Annotated in this window: 22 protein-coding genes and 1 pseudogene; 17 read left to right on the forward strand and 6 right to left on the reverse strand. The window is 39.8% G+C overall.

All coding sequences use genetic code 11. The features are described 5' to 3' along the window. Window positions 1-6 precede the first annotated feature (6 nt). Window positions 7-219 carry a hypothetical protein gene (locus ACSBOP_RS03305; RefSeq protein ID WP_442603056.1) on the forward strand — a complete coding sequence of 71 codons (213 nt, stop codon included), beginning with the start codon at window positions 7-9 and terminating at the stop codon, window positions 217-219. A gap of 6 nt (window positions 220-225) precedes the next feature. On the opposite strand, the gene ACSBOP_RS03310 is transcribed toward ACSBOP_RS03305, so the two are convergent. Both ACSBOP_RS03310 and ACSBOP_RS03315 read right to left on the reverse strand, forming a co-directional pair. Continuing rightward, complete coding sequence (locus ACSBOP_RS03310) at window positions 226-387, reverse strand: hypothetical protein (RefSeq protein WP_442603057.1); 162 nt, start codon at window positions 385-387, stop codon at window positions 226-228. 436 nt (window positions 388-823) lie between these two features. Beyond that, window positions 824-1,243, reverse strand: a complete 420-nt coding sequence (locus ACSBOP_RS03315) for a thiol-disulfide oxidoreductase DCC family protein (RefSeq protein ID WP_442603058.1) — start codon at window positions 1,241-1,243, stop codon at window positions 824-826. 68 nt (window positions 1,244-1,311) lie between these two features. Between ACSBOP_RS03315 and ACSBOP_RS03320 the strand changes: the two genes are divergently transcribed. Continuing rightward, the gene (locus ACSBOP_RS03320) at window positions 1,312-1,662 is read left to right on the forward strand and encodes a DUF3048 C-terminal domain-containing protein (protein ID WP_442603059.1); all 351 of its coding nucleotides are present in this window, start codon (window positions 1,312-1,314) and stop codon (window positions 1,660-1,662) included. Window positions 1,663-1,690: 28 nt separating this feature from the next. Here ACSBOP_RS03320 and ACSBOP_RS03325 read toward each other — a convergent pair whose 3' ends face one another. After that, window positions 1,691-2,245: a hypothetical protein gene (locus tag ACSBOP_RS03325; RefSeq protein WP_442603060.1), complete on the reverse strand. Its 555-nt coding sequence runs from the start codon at window positions 2,243-2,245 to the stop codon at window positions 1,691-1,693. A 230-nt stretch (window positions 2,246-2,475) separates the two neighbouring features. Between ACSBOP_RS03325 and ACSBOP_RS03330 the strand changes: the two genes are divergently transcribed. The 9 genes from ACSBOP_RS03330 to ACSBOP_RS03370 all read left to right on the forward strand — a co-directional run bounded on the left by ACSBOP_RS03330 (window position 2,476) and on the right by ACSBOP_RS03370 (window position 14,826). After that, window positions 2,476-2,766 (forward strand): YerC/YecD family TrpR-related protein, encoded by a 291-nt coding sequence (locus tag ACSBOP_RS03330; RefSeq protein WP_442603061.1) that lies wholly within the window; start codon window positions 2,476-2,478, stop codon window positions 2,764-2,766. Window positions 2,767-2,903: 137 nt separating this feature from the next. Next, a complete protein-coding gene (locus ACSBOP_RS03335; protein ID WP_442603062.1) occupies window positions 2,904-3,677 on the forward strand; it encodes a sirohydrochlorin chelatase in 774 nt (257 codons plus the stop codon). 41 nt (window positions 3,678-3,718) lie between these two features. Beyond that, window positions 3,719-4,675: a diacylglycerol kinase gene (locus ACSBOP_RS03340; RefSeq protein ID WP_442603063.1), complete on the forward strand. Its 957-nt coding sequence runs from the start codon at window positions 3,719-3,721 to the stop codon at window positions 4,673-4,675. Beyond that, window positions 4,659-6,194, forward strand: coding sequence for a 23S rRNA (uracil(1939)-C(5))-methyltransferase RlmD (rlmD, locus tag ACSBOP_RS03345; protein ID WP_442603064.1), 1,536 nt, complete (start codon window positions 4,659-4,661; stop codon window positions 6,192-6,194). Before ACSBOP_RS03340 ends, rlmD begins: the two co-directional genes overlap by 17 nt. A 739-nt stretch (window positions 6,195-6,933) precedes the next feature. After that, entirely contained in the window at window positions 6,934-9,495 is a 2,562-nt protein-coding gene (locus tag ACSBOP_RS03350; RefSeq protein ID WP_442603065.1) for a type I restriction-modification system subunit M, read from the forward strand. Beyond that, window positions 9,495-10,757, forward strand: coding sequence for a restriction endonuclease subunit S (locus ACSBOP_RS03355; RefSeq protein ID WP_442603066.1), 1,263 nt, complete (start codon window positions 9,495-9,497; stop codon window positions 10,755-10,757). The genes ACSBOP_RS03350 and ACSBOP_RS03355 overlap by 1 nt, the downstream gene beginning before the upstream one ends. Continuing rightward, the gene (locus tag ACSBOP_RS03360) at window positions 10,754-13,837 is read left to right on the forward strand and encodes a type I restriction endonuclease subunit R (protein WP_442603067.1); all 3,084 of its coding nucleotides are present in this window, start codon (window positions 10,754-10,756) and stop codon (window positions 13,835-13,837) included. The genes ACSBOP_RS03355 and ACSBOP_RS03360 overlap by 4 nt, the downstream gene beginning before the upstream one ends. A 521-nt stretch (window positions 13,838-14,358) precedes the next feature. Next, on the forward strand, window positions 14,359-14,520 hold the full coding sequence (locus ACSBOP_RS03365) for a hypothetical protein (RefSeq protein WP_442603068.1): 162 nt from the start codon (window positions 14,359-14,361) through the stop codon (window positions 14,518-14,520). Between the two features lie 42 nt (window positions 14,521-14,562). Then, window positions 14,563-14,826 (forward strand): hypothetical protein, encoded by a 264-nt coding sequence (locus tag ACSBOP_RS03370; RefSeq protein WP_442604355.1) that lies wholly within the window; start codon window positions 14,563-14,565, stop codon window positions 14,824-14,826. Here ACSBOP_RS03370 and ACSBOP_RS03375 read toward each other — a convergent pair. Beyond that, a pseudogene (locus tag ACSBOP_RS03375) lies at window positions 14,821-15,937 on the reverse strand (IS3 family transposase). The gene ACSBOP_RS03370 and the pseudogene ACSBOP_RS03375 sit on opposite strands and share 6 nt — an antisense overlap. A 132-nt stretch (window positions 15,938-16,069) precedes the next feature. Beyond that, window positions 16,070-16,207, reverse strand: a complete 138-nt coding sequence (locus ACSBOP_RS03380) for a hypothetical protein (RefSeq protein ID WP_442603069.1) — start codon at window positions 16,205-16,207, stop codon at window positions 16,070-16,072. A gap of 361 nt (window positions 16,208-16,568) precedes the next feature. On the opposite strand from ACSBOP_RS03380, the gene ACSBOP_RS03385 reads away from it, so the two are divergent. The 6 genes from ACSBOP_RS03385 (at window position 16,569) to ACSBOP_RS03410 (ending at window position 23,854) form a co-directional block, all read left to right on the forward strand. Beyond that, window positions 16,569-17,516 (forward strand): Hachiman antiphage defense system protein HamA, encoded by a 948-nt coding sequence (locus ACSBOP_RS03385; RefSeq protein WP_442603070.1) that lies wholly within the window; start codon window positions 16,569-16,571, stop codon window positions 17,514-17,516. Further along, a complete protein-coding gene (locus ACSBOP_RS03390; protein ID WP_442603071.1) occupies window positions 17,497-19,536 on the forward strand; it encodes a DEAD/DEAH box helicase in 2,040 nt (679 codons plus the stop codon). Before ACSBOP_RS03385 ends, ACSBOP_RS03390 begins: the two co-directional genes overlap by 20 nt. A 44-nt stretch (window positions 19,537-19,580) precedes the next feature. Further along, on the forward strand, window positions 19,581-19,880 hold the full coding sequence (locus ACSBOP_RS03395; protein WP_442603072.1) for a hypothetical protein: 300 nt from the start codon (window positions 19,581-19,583) through the stop codon (window positions 19,878-19,880). A gap of 282 nt (window positions 19,881-20,162) precedes the next feature. Continuing rightward, the gene (locus ACSBOP_RS03400) at window positions 20,163-21,491 is read left to right on the forward strand and encodes a DUF4261 domain-containing protein (protein ID WP_442603073.1); all 1,329 of its coding nucleotides are present in this window, start codon (window positions 20,163-20,165) and stop codon (window positions 21,489-21,491) included. 341 nt (window positions 21,492-21,832) lie between these two features. Beyond that, on the forward strand, window positions 21,833-23,206 hold the full coding sequence (locus tag ACSBOP_RS03405) for a GTP pyrophosphokinase (protein WP_442603074.1): 1,374 nt from the start codon (window positions 21,833-21,835) through the stop codon (window positions 23,204-23,206). A 264-nt stretch (window positions 23,207-23,470) separates the two neighbouring features. Continuing rightward, window positions 23,471-23,854 (forward strand): DUF6985 domain-containing protein, encoded by a 384-nt coding sequence (locus ACSBOP_RS03410; RefSeq protein WP_442603075.1) that lies wholly within the window; start codon window positions 23,471-23,473, stop codon window positions 23,852-23,854. An 848-nt stretch (window positions 23,855-24,702) separates the two neighbouring features. Here the strand turns inward: ACSBOP_RS03410 and ACSBOP_RS03415 are convergent. Next, window positions 24,703-25,449, reverse strand: coding sequence for a MerR family transcriptional regulator (locus ACSBOP_RS03415; protein WP_442603076.1), 747 nt, complete (start codon window positions 25,447-25,449; stop codon window positions 24,703-24,705). Between the last annotated feature and the right edge of the window lie 9 nt (window positions 25,450-25,458).

Genomic DNA, 25,458 nt, shown 5'->3' on the forward strand with positions numbered 1-25,458 from the left:
AGATGAATGGCGATAGATAAGGAAGGCAAAGAGGAGCAAGCTTCCATTGCAAAAGCAAAGGCACCAAGAGGCAAACGCAAATTATCTGCAGAAGAGCTGCAGGCACAGGAAATTGAATCATTTGCTGAGCAGTCTGAGTCTGATCATCTCAAACTCGGTGCACAGCCGTGGAAAGCCTTTTATTATCAGATTCATAAAAGGGTTCGAGAAGGGGATTGAGCCATACTAGTCGATTTTCGCAGGTTTATCCGGCTCAACAGTCTCTGTCTCATCTTCGAGTTGGTACTCGCTTTTATTGACGATAATCTTGATGGCAGCCACGATGACTCCGAGAATGAGTAGGATGGAAAGCCAGTTTTCCTTGATCCAGATGAAAAAAGTTGGCATGAGGGACACACTCCAAATGAGCGATTTTCGTGTAGTACGTTGTAGTTTGTCCTTTATTACATTTTAAATAATCGGTTTGTACTCCCAAAAAATGGCTTTATTTCCGGATGACATTATTGTAAGCTTAAAGTAATCAATATCGATGGAGCGAATGCTTCTAAATACAGTACACTAGTCTCGTAAGACAACGATTAAATCGAACGAGGAGGATGGTACGTATGAAAAAGTTTATCGCAGAATTGGTGAAAGTAACATTCGGAGTATTGATCCTAGGACGTAGTTACGTCGAGGAGATCGGGCTTGAACAGCAAATCGTGTCACTTCGATAGATGTTAAGATCATCCTACTTCATATACAGATTTATAGCGTTAGCTTAGACCGAATCACTTCAGACAGAGGGGGTTCGGTCTTTTCGTTAATATAAAGTTCTAAAGCTTTATTCGCTTAAGAAGCGCTGCTTCATATCTGGAGTCGGGACCATGCAAGCCTCGGCTTGACCGAACCACTTGTAACGATGGTGTGCAATATAACTGTAAATCGAATCTCGTAGTGGACGTGGGACGACAATGCCTACATATAAGAGGGGCCATAACTTATTCAGTTTACGTATTAAGCGTAGAGCCGCTGTTGATTTTGTATAAGCGCGATTATTGTCAATGAGGACGAAGGTGTTGAGATCGGATGTGGACAAGCTATAAGCTTCAAGGAGCCGCTGTCCCGCATTCGATTGCAGAGACGCGAACTGTAATTGTTTCTTAGGATCATGACGAATCGTAAATTGGACTATGCCATTACACATGTTACATACCCCATCGAACAGCACAATGACAGGGTCATTCATTGGCTTCCTTGTCATCGAACGTCTCCTTTTCTTTACTTTACTTTACCTAATTTAAGCATAGCATGAAAAAGAGGTGTTTCCAATTGCGTGCTGATCGCATAGGCACGTCTCAATCCGGGCTGGGTAAAGTAGAAGTTGGACACAATCGACCTGTGCGCTCGAGGCGGCTTTATTTCGTGGGACAGCTGGCTGCTACGAATCTAGTTGTCATTGAGACGGAACATCAGGTTCTGGATAAAGAAGGACGCCGTAGTGTAAATGTGAATGGTCCTGGCCGAGGTGTAATTCTGCAAGAGGGAAAGTCGCAGCAAATAACGTGGGAGCGTAATGACGGGATGATACGTGCTTTTGCAAACGGCAGCGAAATTCCACTCCTTGCAGGAACAACATGGGTTCAGATTGTGCCTATTGGGACGAAGTTTGTGTTGGAATAGCATGATGCGGTGTATGCGTTTGAATGGATTATCGAGCAGGTTTCTTCTTAGCTAGCGGCCTTGAAGGTTTTGCACTTGGAACAACACGGTTAACTTTGGATAAGTTGTTCTTGGCTGCCTTGTTATAACCGGAGTAGACTTTGCTTGAAGTTTTTCTTTTCTTACGTCTACGACGACTCGTTCTCGGCGGGTCCTCTAAGGAACTGGATTTGTTTTTTGAAAATGAACTAAAGACCATTTTGATCATAGGTGCCATTTGTTGAAAAGAGTTCATGAAACCTTGCACTTTATTCATCGTGCCGACGATGCCTTCAATACCGCCCATGCGGTCTATAAATCCTTTGACTTGGCCTAGGTTGAGTAAGCCTGAACCTTTGGCAGCAGTTGCTGCGCCGACTTCAGTAAGTGCAACGGCACCTCCCGGGTTTACTGGATACGGGGAGTACGACGCTTCGATAGGGTACGGAGCGCTTTCGATGACTTGCTGGTTGGCAGGAGCTGATCCACCGCCGAACAAGTTGCCGAAGGCTCGCTGATCTTTAGCAGGGGAATTATAGCCTTCGTTTGGGTAATAATTGTTCACGGGAGTCACAATCCTTCCTTTGGATTTTCTGGTATAGTGTATGTGGTAGGCAAATGTTTCGTATAGACGATTGTCATGGGTCTGCACATTTTATCTCTTTAACGCATGACATTTATAAAGTTTTTTATCCGACATGGAAAGGAAAAACTATATTCTTGTCGAACAAATATGGTATTCTTTAATAAGGTAATGAGTTGAACACAAAGTTTTTAGTAGGGGTTGATTATGTAATGCAACTAAAAAAATTAAATGATAAAGCGATAGACCAGCTTTTTGAATCGGTATTAACCTTAAAGGATATTGAAGAGTGCTATGTGTTCTTTGACGATCTGTGTACGGTAAATGAAATTCAATCCCTTTCTCAACGTCTAGAAGTTGCGCGTATGCTCCGCAAAGGCTGTACGTACAATCAGATTGAAACCGAGACGGGGGCTTCAACAGCTACGATCTCGCGTGTTAAAAGATGCTTAAACTATGGCAATGACGGCTATATCTTGGCCTTAGATCGCTTAAATCGTTAAGTGGCTCGGACGAAAATGTAGATGAGAAAACCGAAATCCTATTTTACGATTGTAAAGTGGGATTTTTCGTGTTGATTGACATCTTAGAGTGGTTTGGATAGCATGGGGGTAATGGCTTAATTCGGAGGGAATAGTAAATGGGACGAAAATATGGCGTCCTCGTGATTGCGCACGGATCACGCAGCGAGGCATGGGTCAATCTCGTTGACGAAATGGCGTCTAATGTCGAGCTGCCGCAAGGCATACCGCTTGTTGTCAGTTTCTTAGAGCTTGTAGCGGGACGTGGCATTCAAGATGGCATTGACGAGCTTGAGCGGCAGGATGTCTCCGATCTCATTACGATTCCTTTATTTATATCCAAGGGGAGTACACATGTGCATGAGATTGCTTATGCACTTGGTGTGATTCCACATACATTAGTAGAGACAGAGCTTGAAAAGTACCATATAAAAGGACGAATTCATTATACATTGCCCATTGATGATGACGCGGATGTCGCGGGTGTCATATGGGAAAAGATTCGCTCGTTATCGGATCGACCCGAGCGGGAAGTGATTCTTCTTGTTGGTCATGGCAGCCCGCATGCGGGATTTTATGACCAATGGCATGAAGGACTGCATCAGCTTGCTCAGAGGGTAAGACAATTAGGTGGTTTTGCTGCATGTGATGCCGCGATGCTGCGGCCAGATCAACTTCGCGAGCGGGTGGTTGAGTGGCAAGCAAGCAGGCCAGAACTGAAAGTGATCGTAGCTCCAGTTTTCCTAAGTGAAGGCTATTATACGAATCAAGCCATCCCGAACAGGTTGGTAGATTTAAAATATCGGTATCATGGTCAAACCCTGCTGCCGAGTTTTCGGTTGTCGAAATGGGTTGAGCGCCAAATGATGCTTGTAATTGAACAGGAACAGTGATTTAACTGAAGGTACTACAGGAAGGTAATAGGTGATAGTTCATGGCAACAAAAAGAGCAAGGTTAATCTATAATCCGTCTTCCGGTCGGGAAGAAATGCGTAAGCGATTACCTGAAATTTTGCAGCGTCTGGAGCAAGGCGGTCTTGAAACATCAACACACGCCACAATTGGAGCGGGTGATGCGACACTTGCTGCGGCAGATGCTGTGGAAAGGGGCTTTGATGTCATTATCGCGGCTGGCGGAGATGGGACGCTCTATGAGGTCGTCAACGGAATTGCGGAGAAAGAGAATCGACCGAAGCTTGGGATTTTACCGCTGGGCACAACAAATGATTTTGCCAGAGCATTATCCATCCCTCGTGATTGGAAGGAAGCTTGTGATCTTATTATTGGTGGGGAAACGCGCAGCATCGATGTCGGAAAAATAAATAAGCGATATTTTATCAATATTGTAGGCGGGGGCTCCATGACGGAGCTGACCTACGAAGTACCAAGTAAGCTTAAGACGATGCTTGGTCAGCTTGCTTATTATATGAAGGGACTTGAGAAGCTGCCGCGATTTAAGCCAACTAACATGCATATCAAGTCCAAAGAAATGGAACTGCATGAAGATGTGATGATGTTCCTGATCGCCAACAGCAATTCTGTGGCTGGTTTTGAAAAATTAGCACCTGACGCGAGTCTGAATGATGGTCAATTTGATGTAACCGTTCTGCGTAAATGTAACTTGGCTGAATTTATTCGTGTTGCGACTCTGGTGCTGCGTGGCGATCACTTAAATGATCCGCATATTATTCAGTTCAAGACGAATCATATCGAAATTGAATCACCCGATTATGTGCAGCTTAACTTAGATGGTGAACTAGGCGGCATATTGCCATGCGTAGTTACGAACTTACCGTCTCACTTGGAAATTTGCATCGATCCATCGGGTCAATCGACCTACATGAAGCCAAGAATGATTCGTAGGAGGTTCCTGAATGACAACGAAGAGTAACAGAGGGAAAAGAGCTGGGAGCGCGGGACGTAATCGAAGTGCAGCCCAAGTGGATCTGTCGCATCTTCCGGTAGCGAAGAATGAAGAGTATGAAGCAGAGATTATTGGAATTGGGCATGATGGTGAAGGGGTGGGCCGTGTAGACGGCTTTACCCTTTTTATTCCTGGGGCGTTACCTGGGGAGCGTGTACGGGTTAAGGTTGTGAAGTTGAAGAAGCAGTATGGATACGGAAAGCTGCTTCAAGTGTTGGAAGCAAGCCCTGAACGTGTTCATGCACCTTGTGAAATTAACGATAAATGCGGCGGTTGTCAGCTGCAGCATCTGAGCTATGAGGCACAGCTGCGTTGGAAGCGTCAGTTCGTCGTCGATAACTTGGAGCGGATTGGGAAGTTGAACGTGGCTTCGAGTACTGGATTGAATGGGGCAACTAATGGCGATTCGAGTATTGCTGCCGATGGCGAACATGCAGCGCCAAACGAAGGGATCGTGGTTTACCCTACACTTGGGATGGACGACCCTTGGCGTTACCGCAACAAAGCGCAGGTTCCGATTGGTGAGGAGCAAGGCGGGCTAGTTGGTGGGTTTTATTCACAGGGTAGCCATCGCATCGTCGATATGGAAACTTGCCTGATTCAGCATGAGAGTAATGATGAAGTGATTGCAAAGATTAAGGAAATCGGTAATCGCTTAGGCATTACAGCTTATTCCGAGGAGACACATCAAGGACTATTACGACATGTTGTCGTAAAGGTTGGCTTCACGACAGGTGAAATGATGGTTGTATTAATCACGAATGGATCCAAAATACCGAATCAAGAGCAGTGGATTCGTGAAATTCAGGAAGCCCTTCCGAATGTTGTATCGATCTGTCACAATGTGAACAAAGAGCGGACGAATGTGATCTTCGGTACGGAGACACGTGTATTGTGGGGTCAAGAGCATATCTATGATTACATCGGTGATGTGAAGTTCGCAATTTCCGCGAGATCGTTCTATCAAGTGAATCCTGTGCAGACCGAAGTGCTGTATCGGAAAGCACTGGAGTATGCCGACTTAAGCGGGAATGAAGTCGTGATCGATGCGTATTGCGGCATCGGAACGATTTCGCTGTTCCTTGCGCAGCATGCGCGCAAGGTGTATGGCGTCGAGATCGTGCCGGAGGCGATCGCGGATGCCGTATGTAATGCCGAGTTAAACGGCATTACGAATGTTGACTTCGGCGTCGGCGCCGCCGAAGTGGTGATTCCCGCGTGGATTGACGCGGGATTGCAGGCTGACGTGGTGGTCGTTGACCCACCACGCAAGGGTTGCGACGCGGCATTGATCGCGTCGATTCTTGCGATGCGGCCTCGCCGCATCGTCTACGTGTCGTGCAGCGCATCGACACTAGCCCGCGACCTCCGTCTGCTTGAGGACGGAGGGTATCGCACCGAATGCGTGCAGCCGGTGGATATGTTCCCGCATACCGTTCACGTAGAATCGGTGGCTTTGTTGGTGAGGGATGATACAGATCGCTGAGATTGCAGTGGTGGAGCGGGTTTAGGGAGTAGTACAGATCAGATGGAATTGTGAAACAGAAGCAAGAAATTAATAGAGTTGACTGATTGTTGACGAAATAATAGGGAGATTCCTGATTCTTGAATCGGGCCTTTTCAATTACAGGGAAAGGGGTTCAACTCCCCTCAAATGTTGGACCCCCTTTCCCTGCAAGGGTGTAAGCCCTTTTTGGGAAGGGGTTCGGTGCGCTTATAGTCTAATTCAGGTTTATCTTTATTGAATGCGCCAGTTCTTTCAGATGCGTCATGTGACGGATTTGAGGATGCTGGTGCTTTTTGAGTTACCCGAAGTTTATCCATCGTTGGGAGTTTGTTAGCTGGGTTGGGAACTACTGCGTACGCTTGAGCCTATGTACTTTATGAAGCATCAAACTTCTTGTAAAATTTTGGGCTATAAATGTATAATTGGTACTCAAGGAACTACCGTAAAGATGGAATGGATCATAATGTACGTAACGCCAGGACGTTAAACAACTGAATTTAGTTACTGAGGTGATAACTTTGGATGTAACAATTTTAGGAAGTAAATCTGGACCTGAGTACGAGGCAGCCGAACATTTGGCTAGGATTTTCAAGTGTTTTTAAACAATTTTTGTTTTTGTATTGAGGTTAAAGACCATCCTCCTGAATCAGTAATGTTTCAAGGGGATTAAGTGATATGATTGAGCTGAAAAAATAAAGAAATCAATGGAGGCTATAAAGTGATTACATCAGAAGAAATTAAACGCAGATTATGGGACGGGGCAAATGAACTGCGAGGCTCAATGGATGCCAGCCGTTACAAAGATTATATGCTTGGGCTGATGTTCTACAAGTTTTTGAGTGATAAGACTTTAGAAGCATTTAAAGTGACCAGTGGTTTAGGGCAAGTGACTGACAATGAATTGGTTGAGGAGTACACAAAGGCCAAAGCTGAATACGGTGAACAGCTAGATAAAATGCTTCAAAATATACTAGGTTATTATGTTTTACCCGAGCATCTCTATCAGACTTGGTTGAAAGACATCAACTCAGGAGATTTTGAAGTTCAAAAAGTAACGGATAGTTTGAATAACTTCGAGCGTACAATTGCCGTGTCTGGCGATTCGAATGAATTCAAGGGATTGTTCTCAGGTTCTGCGCTTGATTTAACTGATACTGCTTTAGGTAGTAGCCTAAACGATCGTAGCAAAAATATTAAGGCACTGATTCTGCTGTTTGCAGACTTGAACATGGTGGCATTGCAAAAAGGTGATGTATTGGGTGATGCGTATGAGTACCTCATTGGTCAGTTTGCGATGGAGTCAGGGAAGAAGGCTGGAGAGTTCTACACACCACGCCAAGTGAGTGAAGTCATGGCACAAATCGCAGTGAAAACGCCAGCCATCAAGTCAATCTACGATCCGACTGTCGGTTCAGGTTCCCTACTATTAACGGTAAAGAAGCATTTAGATGCAGATGTTCAAAAGAATTTGAGCTATTACGGACAAGAAAAGAATACAGCAACTTACAACTTGACTCGTATGAATTTATTGCTCCATGGTGTTCGCCCAGATAAGATGACTGTTAAAAACGGCGATACACTTTCTCAAGACTGGCCAGAAGATCCAACACTTCCAAATGAAGGTGTACAGTTTGATGCAGTGGTTATGAATCCACCTTATTCTGCGAAGAACTGGAACAGAGCAAATTTAAAAGTCAGCGACCCTCGGTTTGAAGTAGCGGGAGTGTTGCCACCAGACTCCAAAGGAGATTTTGCATTTCTTTTACATGGATTATTCCACTTAGGTCAAAACGGAACAATGGCGATTGTCTTGCCTCACGGGGTTCTGTTCCGTGGTTCATCTGAAGGTGAGATTCGTGAACGATTGCTCAAGAAGAATTACATTGATACCATCATCGGCTTGCCAAGCAATTTATTTACCAATACAGGTATCCCAGTAGTTATTATCATTCTGAAGAAGAACCGGGCAATCGGCGAACCTGTCTTAATTATTGATGCTTCTCGCAATTTTGTTAAAGTTGGCAAACAAAACATGCTACAAGAAAAAGACATCGCTAAAATCGTGGATACGTATGTTGAACGAAGATCACAGAAGGGGTACAGTCATTTAGCAACTCGTGAGGAAATACTGGCGAATCAATATAACATGAATATTTCTCGCTACATTGAGGCGCTTGACGAAGAAATTTCTCATGATGTAGATGCGCATCTTCTGGGTGGGATTCCTCAGAAGAGCATTGACGACTTGAAGATTTTGCAGTCTACCGTGTCAGATGTATTGGGGCAATCGTTGAGAGAAATTCGTGCCGGGTATGTTGAACTATTAAAACCAGTTGATGAAATTTCTGTGGATATACTGAGCGACTCGCGCATTATTGACAAATCAAAAGAAATCGCAAGTAAAGCCAAATCTTATATTGATAAATATTGGGATATTCTACGATATGTAAACATCGACAGTAATTTGACTCAATTAATGGATGAGATGCTCGTTGAAATCAAGGTGGAGTTATCAGAGTTCAAGTATATTGATACTTATGATGGATATCAGATTGTCGCTGAGATTTGGAAGAATGCACTGGCACATGATACCGAAATAATTGCGTCAAGTGATTTCTATACGGCAGGACGCACTCGCCAGCCGAATATGGTAACTAAAGGAACGGGTGAAAAGAAACGTGAAGAGCAAGATGGCTGGTTTGGTAGTATCGTACCGAATGAGTTGATCGCGCAACGTTTATTTAGTGACAAGCTGGAAGAAATTGAATCGAAAAATATTCGCATTCAAGAGATTGAAGCTGAGCTGTCAGACTTAATTGAAGCTGCAAAGGTTGAAGATAGCGATGAAGCTAATGCTTTAGGCGACATCTTAAATGAAGCTGGTGAGGCTTTTGAAAGCAAATTAGTTAAAACAGAGTTGAAGAAGTCTATCAACGGAACAGTTGAATATAACCTACTGAGTAACGTTGAAAAGTTATTCGCAGATAAATCAGCGCTTAGTAAAGCCGTCAAAGATGATGAAAAGGCGCTTAAAGAAGCCGTGTACGAGCGTATCTTAATTTTGACAGACGAAGAAATCGACAACTTAATGTATGAAAAATGGTTCGGAAACGCCGTGGATGCTATGGTTGGTTTGGTAGAACTACCGCTAAAAAAAGAGCTGAAAACGTTGCAAATGTTGAACAATCGCTATGCCCATACATTGTCAGCCATTGATGATGAAAGTCGAAACTTGGAACCAGCGTTTGAAGCATTAATGAGTGAATTGGTGGTGCGATAATGAATGAACAAAAAAAACTAGTGCCAAAAAGGCGTTTTAAGGAATATCAAAACACTAACGCTTGGGAACAGTGTGAGTGGGTAAACACAGTCGATATTTCGACTAATATGATAGATCCCAGAACCGGTAAGTATGATAATTTGCCGCACATCGGGCCGGGAAATATTGAATCATTCAGCGGACGATTATACGACAATGTGAACACCGTGAAAGATGATAACTTGATTAGTGGTAAGTTCCTTTTCAATAAAGGCGATATCATTTACGGGAAGATAAATCCGCAACTCGGAAAGTACGTTTTTGCACCATTTGAAGGGCTTGCGAGTGCAGATGCTTACGTACTGAATGCAAAAAATGGACTTGAGCAAACCTTCTTATTCACTCTGCTTCAAACGCAGCATTTCTTCAAATATTCAGTGTCGGTTTCAATGCGTTCCGGTATGCCGAAAATTAACCGCGACGAGTTGAATGAGTATAAATTTAATGCTCCAAGCGTAGAGGAGCAGAAGCGTATAGGCGAATTTTTCTTATCACTTGACCACCTCATCACCCTTCATCAGCGTAAGTTAGAAAAAACGAAAGCGTTAAAATCTGCTTATCTATCTGAAATGTTTCCCGCTGAAGGTGAGTGTGAGCCAAGAAGGAGATTTGCCGGATTCACGGAAGCTTGGGAACAGCGTAGGTTGGGGGAACTCATGGAGATTTCATCTGCGTCTCGCGTTCATAAAGAAGAATGGACGAAAACCGGAGTCCCTTTTTTTAGATCCAGTGATGTTGTATCAGCGTTTAAAGGATTAGAAAATGATAAGGCTTTTATCTCATATGAGCTTTTTGAAGAGTTATCAAATAAATCTGGAAAAGTACAGGAAGATGATCTATTGGTAACAGGTGGTGGCTCAATAGGAATTCCCTATAAGGTTAAGAACAATGAGCCTTTATACTTCAAGGATGCTGACTTAATTTGGCTAAAAAAATCAGTCTTAATTAATAGCGATTTTTTATATACCTATTTAATAACATCAGTTTTTAGAAGATACGTTGGTAGTATTACTCATATTGGAACAATTTCACATTATACGATTGAGCAGGCAAAGGCTACTCCGATTATGATGCCTAAAATTGAAGAACAATCGCAAATCGGCAAATTCTTCGCACACCTCGATCACCTCATCACCCTTCATCAGCGTAAGCTGGAAAAATTACAAAGTATTAAAAAAGCATACCTAAATGAGATGTTTGTTAGAGGGGAGCGTAAGTCATGAGTAGTGCACCAAAAGCTGCGGCAGAGAAAACCTATCAAGAAAATTTTGTTAAAGAACTTCAAAAATATAAATGGCAAGCTCCTGACTTCTTAGATGGAAATATTCAAAAAGTGACCGTTGCTGATCTGGTTGCTCATTGGCGTTGCGAATTGAACCGTATTAATGCCGACCAGCTAGAGGGTGTGGAATTAACGGATAACGAGTTCAAACAAGTTATGGCAAAAGTTAATCGTATCAGCAACAGCTATGAAGCATCCAAGATTTTAGCCATTGAAGAATCAAAAGGAAAGATTGATGGCATTTACCGAGATGATAATCCAAATATCACGAGAAAACAAATCACGTTGACCATATTTAAAAAAGCTGAAGTCCGTGGCGGAGATTCAAGCTATAAAATTGCTAGAGAAGTACAGACATCAAATAACAACCGTTTTGATCTTGTCTTGCTTATCAATGGCTTACCGTTAATTAATATTGAGCAAAAACGTACTGACAAAACGCTAGACGAGGCATTTGGACAGTTTATACGCTACTATCGTGACGGCGAATACAGCAATAACTTTATGGCCTTTTCGCAGATGATGGTCATTACTTCTGAAATTGCCACTCGATATTTTGCCACTCCAAAAACCGTAGGAGATTTTAACCCTAGCTTTGTCTTTCATTGGTCGGATAAAGACAACAAACCGATTAACAATTGGCAAACAGTAGTGGAGCACTTTCTGATGATTCCAATGGCTCATCAAATGGTAGGAGATTACTTGGTGATTGACGAAGCAAAAGATGAAGAAAATAGGCGCCATATGCTATTGCGTCCATATCAAGTGTATGCCCTACAATCTGTCGAAGGTGCTGCTTTTGGTTGGGATAATGATGAGAAAATTCCTCATGGTGGATTTGTCTGGCATACCACTGGCTCAGGGAAGACCATCACGAGTTTTAAGACAGCTTTGTTTTTATCGACTAGGGCAGGATTTGATAAGGTCGTCTTCCTTGTTGATAGACGAGAGTTAGACAACCGTACAAGTGAGAACTTCAAAGCGTACGCTGCTTACGAAGCTGTTTCCGTTGATGATACGAAGCACACTTATCAGCTGAAAAAGATACTTAAGTCAGCTAAACATGGAATTGTGGTAACGACAACATTCAAACTGAACTCTTTAGTTAAGGAACTGGAAGAAGCTCAGGATCATAGTTTAGCAGATAAGAGAATCGTTTTTATCATCGATGAAGCTCACCGTACGACAATGGGTCAGATGATGGGAACCATTAAGAGTTATTTTAAGAAAAACGGACTTTTCTATGGCTTTACTGGAACACCATTATTTGATGAGAATAAGATCAAAGGAAAAGTTAACGAAAAAAGCGAAGTCATCGATACAACCGAAAAGCTATTTGGACCTAAGTTACATCAATATACAATTGATGAGGCGATTACGGATAAAAACGTATTAGGTTTTCATGTTGATTATATCAACACTGGAGAGTTCAAGAGCTATGATGATTTAAGAGAGAAATTGGCTGAAAAGATTAAGGAAAAACATCCGGAATTGACGGAAAGAGAAATCGAACGTCAAGTTCAAGAAAAGTCAGAAGTAGACCTCGAAAAGGAAGCTAAAGAACGAGGATTACTTATTTACCAAGATGAAACGCATATCCCACGTGTGGTTGAAGAAATTTTGAATAACTGGGAGTCTCAATCACAAAATAGAGAATTTAATGCTATTTTAACTGTAGCCTATAAATACCGAGTGATTGCATATTATGATGAATTCAAGAAACAACTGACAGCTCGTGGTGAAAAGTTAAACGTGGCGATGACGTTTAGTTTCGGTAACGAAAATGATCCTACGCCAATAGATCCTAAACTTGTAAAGGGCATGTTTAAGGACTACGCTGCATTTACCGGTATTGAGTTTGTCGCCGGTGATAAAAAACACGGTGAGGATGCTTATTTTGAAGATCTCGTGGAGCGTGCCACTCGCGGCGGTAGTGGACGAAATCCTAAAAATATTGATCTAATAATTGTGGCAGATCAATTACTGACAGGCTATGACTCTAAGCGTCTTAATACACTTTATGTTGACCGTTCACTTGAACTTCAAGGGTTGATTCAAGCCTATTCACGAACAAATCGTGTGTTTGGCTCAAATAAAGAGTTTGGAACGATTATCAATTTCCAATATCCACGGCTTACTGAAAAAATCGTAGATAAAGCTTTGGAGCTGTATGGAAGCGGGGGTAAGAGCAGTAAAGCAATCGTAGATACTTATGAAACAGCTGTAAAAAAACTAGCCATAAAAGTAATTGAAATGATCCCTACTTTACCTGATCCTACTGAGTGGCAGGCGATTGGAAATGATGAAGAGAAAAAAGAAGCATTTATACTTGCTTATAAGGATGCTGCTGAACAGCTTAATCTAGTAGAACAATACTATGAATTTAAGTGGAATGATTTAGCTTTTGGTATTGATGAGCATACTTGGTTGCAGTATGTAGGTGCTTATAGAAACTTAACGTGGAAGCCAGGAACTACACCTCCAACAGCATCAATCAATCCACTTGTTGGAAAAACTAAGCTAGCAGGAACACAAGTAATTGATGCGAATCATATTCTTAGTTTGATTGGTTCAAAAGTTACCGTGTCTAACGGCGTACAAACAGTGGATGGTGAAACACTCCGTATTATATATGAGCAAATTCAAGAGCTGAGTAACATGGGGGAACACGAACAAGCTCAAATATTGAAGGAATTTGTGGATACGGAACTTGTATCCGGTAACTTATCGAGCGGTCTGGAATTTGATGAGGCGTTTGAAGTTTGGAAAGCAGGTAAGCTGCAGAACATAGTTAATGGTTTTGCTTTAGAGTGGGGACTAGATAGTGATTTGCTCTACAAATCGGTGAATGCATATTCTATATTACAGCCTGATGTTGTTCCTTACATCAATGAGCTCATTAGTAGTATTAATTTTAGTAAGGCAACCAATCAAACGGCAGGCAACTTATTAAGGCATAATATGACGCTAACTACCAAACTTCCGGCGTGGATTGCTGAAATTAAGCAAAAATATAGTTAACCTGATGGTGCTCTTGTAGTGTTTACGGACCTGTTGACGTCTTGTTGACGAACATCGTCAACAACCAATAAAACGCAAACAAATAGAACAGTACGGCATGGTTAAAACCCTTGTAAATTAAGGGTTTTAACCAACTAATACAGAACCCAACCAACTCCCACATGTTCCCGCATACGGTGCATGTGGAGTCGGTGGCTTTGTTGGTGAGAAAGTAGTTTGAAGTCACATTTACCTAAAAACCATAACCTTTAGAAAAAGCTCAAAAAGATAATTTTGAGCTTTTTTTTACGAAATAAAGGGGCATAAATGAGAATGTCGAATCTACTGCCAAGTGGTTTCCATCAGTTACCGTTTTACCGCTACTATATTTTTGGAGGGAATATCCGATTAATAGAAAATTTCATTTAGAGAATGTTGGAAAAGAGGAAGACATTTACGCATCAAACGGAGAAGCTACTTCAGGATTCGGTTTGTTTGTTTTGTCTAATGAACGCATAGAATACCATTTTAGAGAGGAAGACATGAGTTTAGACGAAGCGGAGTCATATATCGAAAATTATTTAAATAATCTACCTGATGAAACAGTCGATGAATTATGCAAAAAAATGTGCGCTTGGAAAGATAATGTACTGACAGATTGTTATCCAGATATGAAATGCCCAGATGGTTTGTTGGATGCTTAGGGCAGGGATATCTTACGTTTTATTTCAGTAAGTGATATTTATATCTACAGAAATCCTTATGATAAAAATGATACCCTATTTGGAGCAAGTGTTTGGGCTGGTATGGAATGGGAATTTGAAGATGGTATTGAAATTATTATCAAAGGCAAGGAAGTTCTTGAAGTACGTGAGTTTCTAGGTTATGGGGAGAAAACGACTACATGTAACGAAATAAGCCTTAGCAGAACTCTACTTTCCGATTCTTGTCCCGTTCCATCCAAGGAATCCGTAGTGTATTGTCAACAGAAAATTGGACAACATTTATGAGGTCAATCGTCTAGCTTCTACAGGCGTAAGATAACCTAGAGTCCCATGATTTCGATGATAGTTGTACCGGTTGACGTAATCGCTGAGTTCCAGCGCTAACTGCTCCGAATTCAGAAAATGAACATGGTTGGCAAACTCCGTTTTGAAGATCTTAAACATGGCTTCTGCAACCGCATTGTCATAAGGGCAGCCTTTCTTACTTAGGGAACGTTCGATGCCGAAGGCTATCAGGGCCTCAGAGATAAGCTTGTTATCGAATACCCTGCCTCTATCGGTGTGGAACATTTGGATGCGATCCAGGCGCACTGAAATGCTCGCAATGGCCCTGTAAACCAATTCGGCTGTCTTTCGGGGACCACTGCTAAAGCCCAAGATTTCACGGTTAAACAGGTCGACAAACAAGCATACATACATAATGTCATTTACCGGCAACACGTACATAAGTCAAGTCGCTCACCAAATCGGCATAAGGCTCGTCCTGATTGAACTTTCGCTGTAGCTGGTTTTCCATCTTAGACTCGTTAGAATCGGCCTTATGTGGCTTGAATTGGGCAACGGTGTAATTGGATACTAACCCATGCTTTTTCATAATCTGACCGATTTTTCGGCGTGAGATCTCAATCGACTCTTTCTTTAGCTCCACTTTGATCTTGCGCGTTCCGTAGTTATTGCGACTGGCAGTGAAGATCCTGAGAACGGCATCTTCAAGGGGTTGTTCCTCTTTATTCGTTGCAGGTTCGGGCTTGTAATAATAAGAGCTTCTCGGGATTTGTAGGACGCTGCACATTGTTGATACCGAGTATTTGTGAGCATTGTTTCTAATCACATTTACTTTCGTCCCATTGATCAGTGCTGCTTGCTTTAAAATGTCATTCTCCATCTTGAGGCGCTGGTTTTCTTTTCGCAGGGCAATGAGTTCATTATCTTCGGGAGATCGGTTTGCTTTCTCAGAAAACGATCCAGAGCGTTGACTCTGCCCAATCCAACGGTCAAGAGCAGATGCAGTCAGATCGTATTCCCTAATAAAGTCGCTCCGTGATTTACCACCTTCGTACAGTTGAACCATCTGTTTCTTAAATTCATCTGTAAACTTACGTCTAGTTTGAGGCATTGTAGTTTCACTCCTTGTCTGTTGTGCTCATTCTACTAGCCCTCAATTTATCTGTCCAACTTACTGTAACCGATCCATATTATTCCCCTTAGTGGGGTAGGGGAATGGGAAACACATGTGGGTTCAGGTTTCCTACATGACATATGACGTGCTCAGGTACGGCTTTACCACGTGCATGATAACATGATCTGTCATGAATCCCTCGCTCTTAAGATTCATATAGTAAGCGGCTTCTTCAACCGTCATCAGCCTGTTACTTTTGATAAGCATGTTGTCACCTCTTTTCATACTTTTGATGACAGTATAAGAACAGGTTGTCATGACATAACAAGCAACGGGTAATGATTTCAACCCGCAAATATGGAATCTAGCAATTTTATTGATGAAAGGCGAGAAGAGGATATGAAAATTATGTTATAAATGTAGCCATAAAAGTGCAGGTAGAGCATATTGGGGGGAATTTTGTACAGAGAAAATGAGGGTAAATTTTGTGGAGGGAATTAAATACAACACGTTAGGCACTGGGTACTAGAAATGAGACAGCTCAATTCGACTTCAATCGCCTAAATTATGGTACTATGGTATCAGAGCATTAAAATTCTGTAAGTATTCGTTAATTCGGGGTGAAAACATGAGTACTACAATAAAATTTACATCTAAGAAGTATAAAACATTTGAAGTGCATAATATCGTGGATAATTTTAGTTTTTTTCATATTGAAATAAAAAATGATGAATCACTTTTTCTAAAGGGATTATCTGACTACATTTTCAATGAAGATAATTTGCTGTGCTATGCAAAAAATATAAAAGCTATTAATTTTGAACCTGAAAGAAGGAATTACGTTTCCTTATTCAGGGAACTGCATAATTTTATTGACGATGAAAATATTGACTGGGTAGAAATTGATCTTGATTTAGAAGATGTATTAGTTGATGAGTACGATAAGGTTAAAATAAAGAACGGGAAGAAATTTATAAGATTAAGTAAGATCGGCAGAATAGGGGAATATATTTTTCATATTTTTCTTTCAGACTATTTTAATTTCAATTGCATAATTCCAAAGGTTAAGCTTACTACCGACAGAAACATGAGCGTGTATGGAATCGATGCGCTCTTTTTAGATAAAACAAATCAAATGATTCTATTTGGAGAGTCAAAAGTTGCAAATAAATTAGATAATGGAATCACATTGGTAAACAAATCTCTAAAAAATTATGAAAAAGAAATCAGAGAAGAATATTCATTAGTCTTATCAAATAGCCATTTGAAACTAAATGGATTGGAAGATTTATTTCCAGGGCAGACAGAAGTATGCATAACATTTGATGAGTTTCTAACTCAAACAAATACCAAGAACATAGGCGTGCCAATATTCATTGCACATGGAGAAGAAATTGACCATAAAGTAATTCTCCAAAGATTACACAAAAAAATTAATCGAACAAGGTATTTTAACCTGAACACAATTTATTATGTTATTTCACTTCCAATAATCAATAAAAGAAAATTATTTAGTTATCTAACTAATACAATTAGTGAAAAGTTGGAGGAGTATAATGCGTCTGCAAACGGTTAGAGAAAACATTATTTTAGAAATCGAAGAATCGGAAAATAAAACAAGAAAAGTGCAGCAAATTGCTGATAAGTTATTTACAGTGGGCTTAACAATGTATTCGAAGAATTATTCATTTGACTCGATTTTTTATAATTCATTTGCAACCTCGTTTCTTGACAATAATATTTCATTACATCCTGAGCAATTAAATATCATCAGCGAATTAAAAAAAAATGAAGGTGTGATATTCAGTGCTCCTACAAGCTTTGGAAAAACATTTGTTGTTTTTGAATACATAGCTAGAGAAAAACCGAAAAATGTTGTTTTAATTGTTCCTACACTTGCACTAGTTGATGAATATAACAAAAAGATTATTAAAAGGTATCAATCTACATTCAGTAAATATAAGGTATACCTATCTCTTCATGAAGATCAGGTTTACAATTTTGATCAATATAATTTATTTATTCTTACTCATGATAGGGCTATTGAAAATGCTAACTATTCAATTCTTGAACAAATAGATTTCCTAGTAATTGACGAAGTATATAAATTAAAAAGAAATGCACTTGATGATAGAGTACTGATTTTGAACTTGGCTTATTTCCATTTAGTAAAAATTGCAAAAAAACATTTACTTCTAGCCCCCTTTATAAGCGGGATTCAAAATGTAGATGTCTTACAAAAGACCCCAGTATTTCAAAGAAGTGAATTTTCGCCAGTTGTAAATAAAGTAAAAACTTATGACATTATAGACGATAAAGATCGTAATTCAACAGTGATCGATATTTTGGATAAGCTGTCATTGGATGAAAAAACGATGATTTACTTTCCGGCTGTAACACAGATTTATTCTTTCGTAAAAAAACATCTGTCGAATTTCGATGATATTAATGAGAATGAGACTGAGATTAATGAATTTATTGAATGGTTAAGGGATGAAATTCATGAAGATTGGTATTTAGTAAAAGCGATGGAAAAAGGGTTCCTTGTACATAATGGTCAACTGCCATTGGGCATAAGAATTTATCAATTGGATTTATATGATAGAAAGGATTCAAATTATAGTAGGCTATTATGCACTTCAACCCTTCTTGAAGGAGTCAATACATCAGCTAAACATATAATTATTTCTAAACCCGCTAGAACTTCTGATGAAAATTTTGATGCATTCGATTTTTATAATCTAGTAGGAAGATCGGGAAGAATGTTTGAACACTATCTTGGCATTGCCCATTATATTAAAGGTCCAACAGACCCTTATTTTTCAAAAGAAGAAGCTGTAAAGAAAATTGAGTTTGAAATAACAGAAAATAGCGAGGACATTAATATCCAAACAGATAATATTGAACATGAATATGATTACTTGTTTTTTTTGAAGACGTTAGGGATTACTCATGGAGATTATAAAGAAAACATTGGTGCCAAATATAGATTTCGGACAATTCTCAGACTTTATACTAACTATTGCTCTAAGAAAAATGAGTTGTTATATGAGTTGGAATTAATGTTCAATGATGAGAAAAGAGGACGCCCCAACCTCATTCGAATCTTGTATTTCATCTTTGAAGGAAGAAATAATAAGTTGGAGTCAAGGATAATAAATCAACTTCTTAATAAAAAAAGGCTAAAAATAAAGAAGATTATTAATGATACATTTGAGAATTCCACAATCATAGATATAGACCACATAATTACAACAACACTGAGGTTAAAATCAAGTTATATTGAACATAATTTTTATTCAAAATTATTGATTGTAATGTATTTTATGAAATGTGAAAAAGTTGAACCAAGGTTTATCGACATAATCGAACAAAAAGTAAAAAGCAGCATCGATTACTTATATTTCACAGAATCAAAAGCAAAAAAGATGCTTAAGGATTTAGGTTTTTATGAAAGAGATATCGAATATATTCTGAAGGTTATAGGAGATAGATTTACAGATACTTTCTCACTAAAGAACCTTTTAATAAGAAATAAATTTAAGTTAGGAAAAGTAACGTACCTTTCAAAATATATTATCAATTCGCTAAGCTAGGATATAAATTGCTTTTATTTTTCTTTGTATGGAGTTATTAACGTATGAATGGTGATTTATATAATCTTCTTATTTCAGGAGATGAAAATGCTTGGGAATCGGATACAAAGATATTTGATTTAATATGCGAGATGGACCCGATGACTGGAAAACTGACTGAAAATATGTTTGGAATTAGTGTTAACGATGTGAAAAATATTTCTCTGAAAAAAGGTTTATTAAAAACAAAAGTGAAGATCACTTTTTCTGATGATTCAGTGATCCTGTTTAAGCCAAATAATTTTTGCATTGGTCTGTCCAACCACAAGATGAACTTGTTAAAACTCAAGGAAATGTACAGTTGATTGAATACGCAACCCACACATAGTAAAAAGGTACTATTAAAAATAGTACCTTTTTAATTTGAATCAACATCTATTCCCTCCTGCAAATCCTTATGCACTTAATCTCAACTGTTTTAAGCTTCAGACCACCCGCAATTTAATAAATCATCGTACTCAAGTTTTTTCCTAACTACGCATTAAATGTCGGCCATTGTTGGTTTCCTATTAGCGAAGTAAGGAGGTTTTCCGAAATAAAACTAGAAAAATATCTAAGAGGCTTTTGGAAACTAAGGAGGTAGTGTTATGGAAAAAGACCTGTTGGAACAGCTAAACCTATGGCATGAAGATGATGAATTTGAAAAAATAGTAGGCAAGATTGCGGAAATTCCCGAACAGGACAGAGACTATGATTTAGTCGGCCATTTAGCGAGAGCATTAAACAATCTGGAGCGTTATAATGAAGCATTGCAGCAGCTTTTGATGATCAAAACGTTAGGCGAACATGATCCTCTTTGGCATTTCCGTGTAGGTTACGCCTACTACTACCTATCGCAATATGAGGACGCAGTAACAGCATTCGAAATAGCGAATAAACTTGATCCCGAGGATGAAGATACTTCGTTGTTATTGAAATGGAGCCGTCATGAGGTTGGCCTAACAGACCGTCAAGAGAACTCAGTGACAGTGCAGCCAAACGCAATTGCTTCGGTGAAGAATGATATTGAGGCGAATGAGATGCTTGAACAGGAAAAGGACTTTGGTTTTGCCCGGGTGTACGCTGTGGAGCTAAAATACAAGCAGCCGCCGAAGCTGGACCGAAACCTGCTTTACGAGAAGATGGAACTTTACACGGGTAAGGTTGATCGCGGAGAACATCATCCGGATGCCGCGGGACTTGCTGTGTGGGAAGCGAACAGTCAGGAAGATCAGAATTTGCTGCATTTTTTCCATTTGAATTATATGGTTGAATATACGCAAGGCGAAATGCCGGCGCAAACCAGCTTGATGGATACAGAAAGCCACCCGGTTACGGACTACGAGACGGCCATTCAGCAGTCCTGGCATTGGCAAGAAGCCGCTCAAGTCGTGAGTGATTGTAAGCACTCGCTGCTGTTGATCGACATGATGGCATCGGGACTCGATCCCAAATCGCGGCTGCAGCTGTTCACCGGCTCGCTGCGGGCGGTGCTGGAAACGGCGCCTTGTGACGCCATCTATTTCCGGGAAAGCGACAAGCTCGTCGAACCTAGCGCTTATCTGGCGGCGATTGAAGAAGGAGAACTGTTATATGGTGCGCTGAACATTCGTTTTTATAATGTTGAAGGCACAGGCAGCGACCGCCCTGAAGGTCTGATGGATTCATTGGGACTCGCCGCGCTTGGTATTCCGGATGTTCAGTGTCATTATCACGATCTGGAGCCTGATGAAGTAGCCGGAAATTTGCTTAATATCGCCTATTATTTATTCGACCGCGGGGACGTTATTACTGACGGGGAAACAGTTGGTTTCACCGAAGAGATGCGCTGGCGCTGCGAACACCAATACGGGCTGGCCGCACCACACCGGGTTGTCATTGATATAGATCCGGGAGAACCTTATTATGCCGGCAGACAAGGCTCAGAGCAGTCGTAACCAGCAGTTACCTATCCGCGATGGTGCCTATGTTGCATGTTTTAATATCACGAGTTGTTCTCACTGATTACTCGTCACACGTGGAGTCCGTTGCACTGTTAGTTCAGAATGATGTAACCAACGGTTAAACCCGTCCTATTCCTAATAAACTCATGCTAAAAATCGAATAAAGACGTGATACAATCGGGGAAAGGATGAATGGAGAAGGGAAAACCCAGATCCATCAAGCCTTTCCTCTGTTTTTGTATCAAGACATTATTCAGAATATACCGACCTTTGCTTTTGCATACATCGATGCAGGATGGTATCCTGATCATGATTAATCATAAGGAGGAGACTTTGTGGAATTAAAATTGTTCAATTTTATAGAGAATGTTACAGAGTATCTGGAGGATTCCAAAGATGAGTTGAATGCAGCAAGCAGAGATATACGGTTATATTTTGAAAAAGTATTAGAAGATTATAATGAAGGGTCTTTGAACGTTAATTCCAGAGTCAAATCTACATCAAGTCTAAAAGAAAAAATTCTTCGAAGTAGCTACTATAAAAAATATACATCTCCACAGCAACTAATTTCGAGCCTGTCAGATTTAATCGGGATACGAATTGAATGCAGATTTATTGAAGATGAAAAAGAAATATGTGAGCTACTAAAAAAACATTTTCATGAACAAGATGAAGATGGGTATTTTTACAATTCCACGAATAAAAACATAAAATTAAAGTTGGCAGGAGAACAACCTCAACGGCAAAAAAATGGCTTTGAAATATTCAGGATAGACGGGTATTGCCAATATGAGGGTGAAAAGATCAACTTTGAATTGCAAATTAAATCTCTCGTGAATATATTCTGGGGAGAGATTGAGCACAAGGTCATCTACAAAAATAATAATTATACCTTGGGAGACGAATTTATAAAAAGCCTAATGACGTCGATTAAGAAAAATCTCTTGATGATTGATAGTCAACTACTGGCAGTAGATAATCAAATCAATAAACAAAATTCGATTAATCCTGTCAATCGGAAACGGCAGATCCAGAAGCTGCTGTCAAAGATTATTTATGATATTTATTCATTAAAAATGGAAAATAACATTGGTCTTATCGTGGATTTTAAAGAATCCAGTGATACGATCATGAAATATATTTTTCGATCAAATAATGCGGAAGAACTAGGAGACTACAGTGAAACGTTAGTTAAGACATTGAATAGGTTGAATGATGTCAGTCGGAATCATGTTTGCTTTACTAGTGAAATAACATTTGAGAAGGATATATATTTCCAAGATGAATTTAGCAATATGATCGGCAGCACAATCTTAAAGTCCATCAATCGTGATTTTAATTGGAACGTATTCTTTCGAGTTTTATTTGAAATACAACCAGGCAATAATGTGGAGGATTTTGAGAATTTTATTGGATTTTTCAAGAATTTGTTGGAGGAGAATATCAACTTTGTGAAATTGCGTTCAAAATTTAGTAGTGAAGAAGCAGGTTACATTGCGAACTTGCTTATGAAGGAAGTAGCGTACTGTTTTACGCAAATTGATTCCATTACATTTATATATGACCGTAGCATTGAAGAAATCAAGCATGTTGTAGACAACACCATTGATTTGATCAATAGAAACATCGATTCATACCAGCAATGGGAGAAGGAACATGAAGTTTACCTGGAAATGACCGGTTCAAAATTATTATCAAGGCTCACGTAAAAGCTCAAAAGATAATTTTGAGCTTTTTTTACGAAATAAAGGGGTATAAATGAGAATGTCGAATCTACTGCCAAGTGGTTTCGATCAGTTACCGTTTTACCGCTACTATATTTTTGGAGGGAATATCCGATTAATAGAAAATTTCATTTAGAGAATGTTGGAAAAGAGGAAGACATTTACGCATCAAACGGAGAAGCTACTTCAGGATTTGGTTTGTTTGTTTTGTCTAATGAACGCATAGAATACCATTTTAGAGAGGAAGACATGAGTTTAGACGAAGCGGAGTCATATATCGAAAATTATTTAAATAATCTACCTGATGAAACAGTCGATGAATTATGCAAAAAAATGTGCGCTTGGAAAGATAATGTACTGACAGATTGTTATCCAGATATGAAATGCCCAGATGGTTTGTCGGATGCTCAGGGCAGGGGTATCTTACGTTTTATTTCAGTAAGCGATATTAATATCTACAGAAATCCTTATGATAAAAATGATACCCTATTTGGAGCAAGTGTTTGGGCTGGTATGGAATGGGAATTTGAAGATGGTATTGAAATTATTATCAAAGGCAAGGAAGTTCTTGAAGTACGTGAGTTTCTAGGTTATGGGGAACATGCAATTTGGGAAGAAAACGACTACACGTAATAAGCCTTTGTAGAACTCTACTTTCCGATGCTCAGATGCACAATCTCGATTATGGAGCCGCGAATAATTCTTAGGGTTTATAAAATATAATTTGGAGAGGTCGAGTGGAAGTGAAGTTAGATCATGCGCATATTGACGATGCCAAGAAGGTAATGAGCGTGAGCTTAAAGGGGTAATAATTTTCATATAGACACTCTGTAACGCAAGGGGACATATCAAAAAAAAATGTTTTTGATATCCTAAAAAGATTTTTTTGTTGACACCTTGTTTACGAACATCGTCAACAAGCAATCAAATTCAAACAAAAAGAATGATACGCCATGATTAAAACCCTTGATTTACAAGGGTTTTAATCAACTAATACAGAATTAGACCAACAACTACATGTTCCCGCACACAGGTCATGTTGAATGCTGTGTGTCGCTCGTGAGAACATAGTGATTTAGAGCCACATTAACCTAATGTTTTTCTGTAAAGTTCAAGCAGTCACTTGCTTGGGCTTTTTTTTATAAGTACCCGAGTTCATGGAAGATACTTGAAACTGTAGGCACTAGAAATGCCATTGTTGTTTGCTCTTTTCATTCCAGGATTTCGCAGAAGCCGGTTTGCTGATACCGTATTTCTTGGTTGCAGTCTTAACACCAATTTTCCCACTCTCGACTTCACCATAGATAACGAGTTTCTCTGACGCACCATATTTTTTATTATTCCACCTGTCTACCGTAAGGGGAGCATATCAATTATCGGCAGCATTTTCTGTTACATCCACATAGTTTGCTGAGGATATATGCAACAATGATCATTGGTGGATGAAGGAATCACTCAGATCTATAGTGTTAAGAAACCAATCATTCATTTTCTTTATTCAGCAATTGCTCTGCATAGATAATACAACGTTCTGCAAATTCCAGTGATTGATCTGTTATAGGATACAGTCCAGTTGTCTCTGACGGCATTTTTCTTACTTCCCAAAACTTATTCATTAACTCTTCATTTCCATCAAATGTATCATTGGAAACTGCAATCAACTCACAACCAATCTGATAGCCAGCTTCAGATTCAGGTAATATGCTATGCTGCTGACACCATTCAATTCTCCGTAATAGTGAAATATATTGTTGGGTGATTCGGTCGCTTTTACTAAGACTAGGAAGCACTTGTTCTAAAAAACCCTTCTCGTCATCTTCAAAATATTCAATCCATTTTTTCGAATTATGTTTGGCTGTCTGTACTAAATGTGAAATTCGTTTCCACGATAATTCTCCCTCAAGATCAAACATGTTGATGAGCGAGGTCGTATTGGAGATGCTAGTTTTGAGCGAAGAAAGTTGTTCTTGAAGATGATTATAGTGAGCTTTTAGTATTTCTCGGTAGGATAGCTTATCCAATAAATTCTGAATCTCTTCGAGTGGAAGCATGAGAGATTTTAGAAGTGTGATCTTTTCCAAAGTAAACAAGTTTTCTTCGGAATAGCAACGGCGTCCGCTTTCGTCCTTAAAGCTAGGTGTAAGGAGCCCAATTTGATCATAATAGCGAAGTGTTCTTACAGAAACATTGCTTTGTTTGGATACTTGTCCTGTTGTCCAATGACTCATGATATTCCT

Source organism: Paenibacillus sp. KN14-4R (genome assembly GCF_052180255.1).
Classification (GTDB): Bacteria; Bacillota; Bacilli; order Paenibacillales; family NBRC-103111; genus Paenibacillus_AM.

Excerpts from the sequence above, each read along its gene's own strand:
- ACSBOP_RS03305 (WP_442603056.1), top strand. The coding sequence starts at position 7 with ATGGCGATAGATAAGGAAGGCAAAGAGGAGCAAGCTTCCATTGCAAAA.
- ACSBOP_RS03310 (WP_442603057.1), bottom strand. The coding sequence starts at position 387 with ATGCCAACTTTTTTCATCTGGATCAAGGAAAACTGGCTTTCCATCCTA.
- ACSBOP_RS03315 (WP_442603058.1), bottom strand. The coding sequence starts at position 1,243 with ATGACAAGGAAGCCAATGAATGACCCTGTCATTGTGCTGTTCGATGGG.
- ACSBOP_RS03330 (WP_442603061.1), top strand. The coding sequence starts at position 2,476 with ATGCAACTAAAAAAATTAAATGATAAAGCGATAGACCAGCTTTTTGAA.
- ACSBOP_RS03335 (WP_442603062.1), top strand. The coding sequence starts at position 2,904 with ATGGGACGAAAATATGGCGTCCTCGTGATTGCGCACGGATCACGCAGC.
- ACSBOP_RS03340 (WP_442603063.1), top strand. The coding sequence starts at position 3,719 with ATGGCAACAAAAAGAGCAAGGTTAATCTATAATCCGTCTTCCGGTCGG.
- rlmD (WP_442603064.1), top strand. The coding sequence starts at position 4,659 with ATGACAACGAAGAGTAACAGAGGGAAAAGAGCTGGGAGCGCGGGACGT.
- ACSBOP_RS03355 (WP_442603066.1), top strand. The coding sequence starts at position 9,495 with ATGAATGAACAAAAAAAACTAGTGCCAAAAAGGCGTTTTAAGGAATAT.
- ACSBOP_RS03360 (WP_442603067.1), top strand. The coding sequence starts at position 10,754 with ATGAGTAGTGCACCAAAAGCTGCGGCAGAGAAAACCTATCAAGAAAAT.
- ACSBOP_RS03365 (WP_442603068.1), top strand. The coding sequence starts at position 14,359 with ATGAGTTTAGACGAAGCGGAGTCATATATCGAAAATTATTTAAATAAT.
- ACSBOP_RS03380 (WP_442603069.1), bottom strand. The coding sequence starts at position 16,207 with ATGCTTATCAAAAGTAACAGGCTGATGACGGTTGAAGAAGCCGCTTAC.
- ACSBOP_RS03385 (WP_442603070.1), top strand. The coding sequence starts at position 16,569 with ATGAGTACTACAATAAAATTTACATCTAAGAAGTATAAAACATTTGAA.
- ACSBOP_RS03390 (WP_442603071.1), top strand. The coding sequence starts at position 17,497 with ATGCGTCTGCAAACGGTTAGAGAAAACATTATTTTAGAAATCGAAGAA.
- ACSBOP_RS03395 (WP_442603072.1), top strand. The coding sequence starts at position 19,581 with ATGAATGGTGATTTATATAATCTTCTTATTTCAGGAGATGAAAATGCT.
- ACSBOP_RS03400 (WP_442603073.1), top strand. The coding sequence starts at position 20,163 with ATGGAAAAAGACCTGTTGGAACAGCTAAACCTATGGCATGAAGATGAT.
- ACSBOP_RS03410 (WP_442603075.1), top strand. The coding sequence starts at position 23,471 with ATGAGTTTAGACGAAGCGGAGTCATATATCGAAAATTATTTAAATAAT.
- ACSBOP_RS03415 (WP_442603076.1), bottom strand. The coding sequence starts at position 25,449 with ATGAGTCATTGGACAACAGGACAAGTATCCAAACAAAGCAATGTTTCT.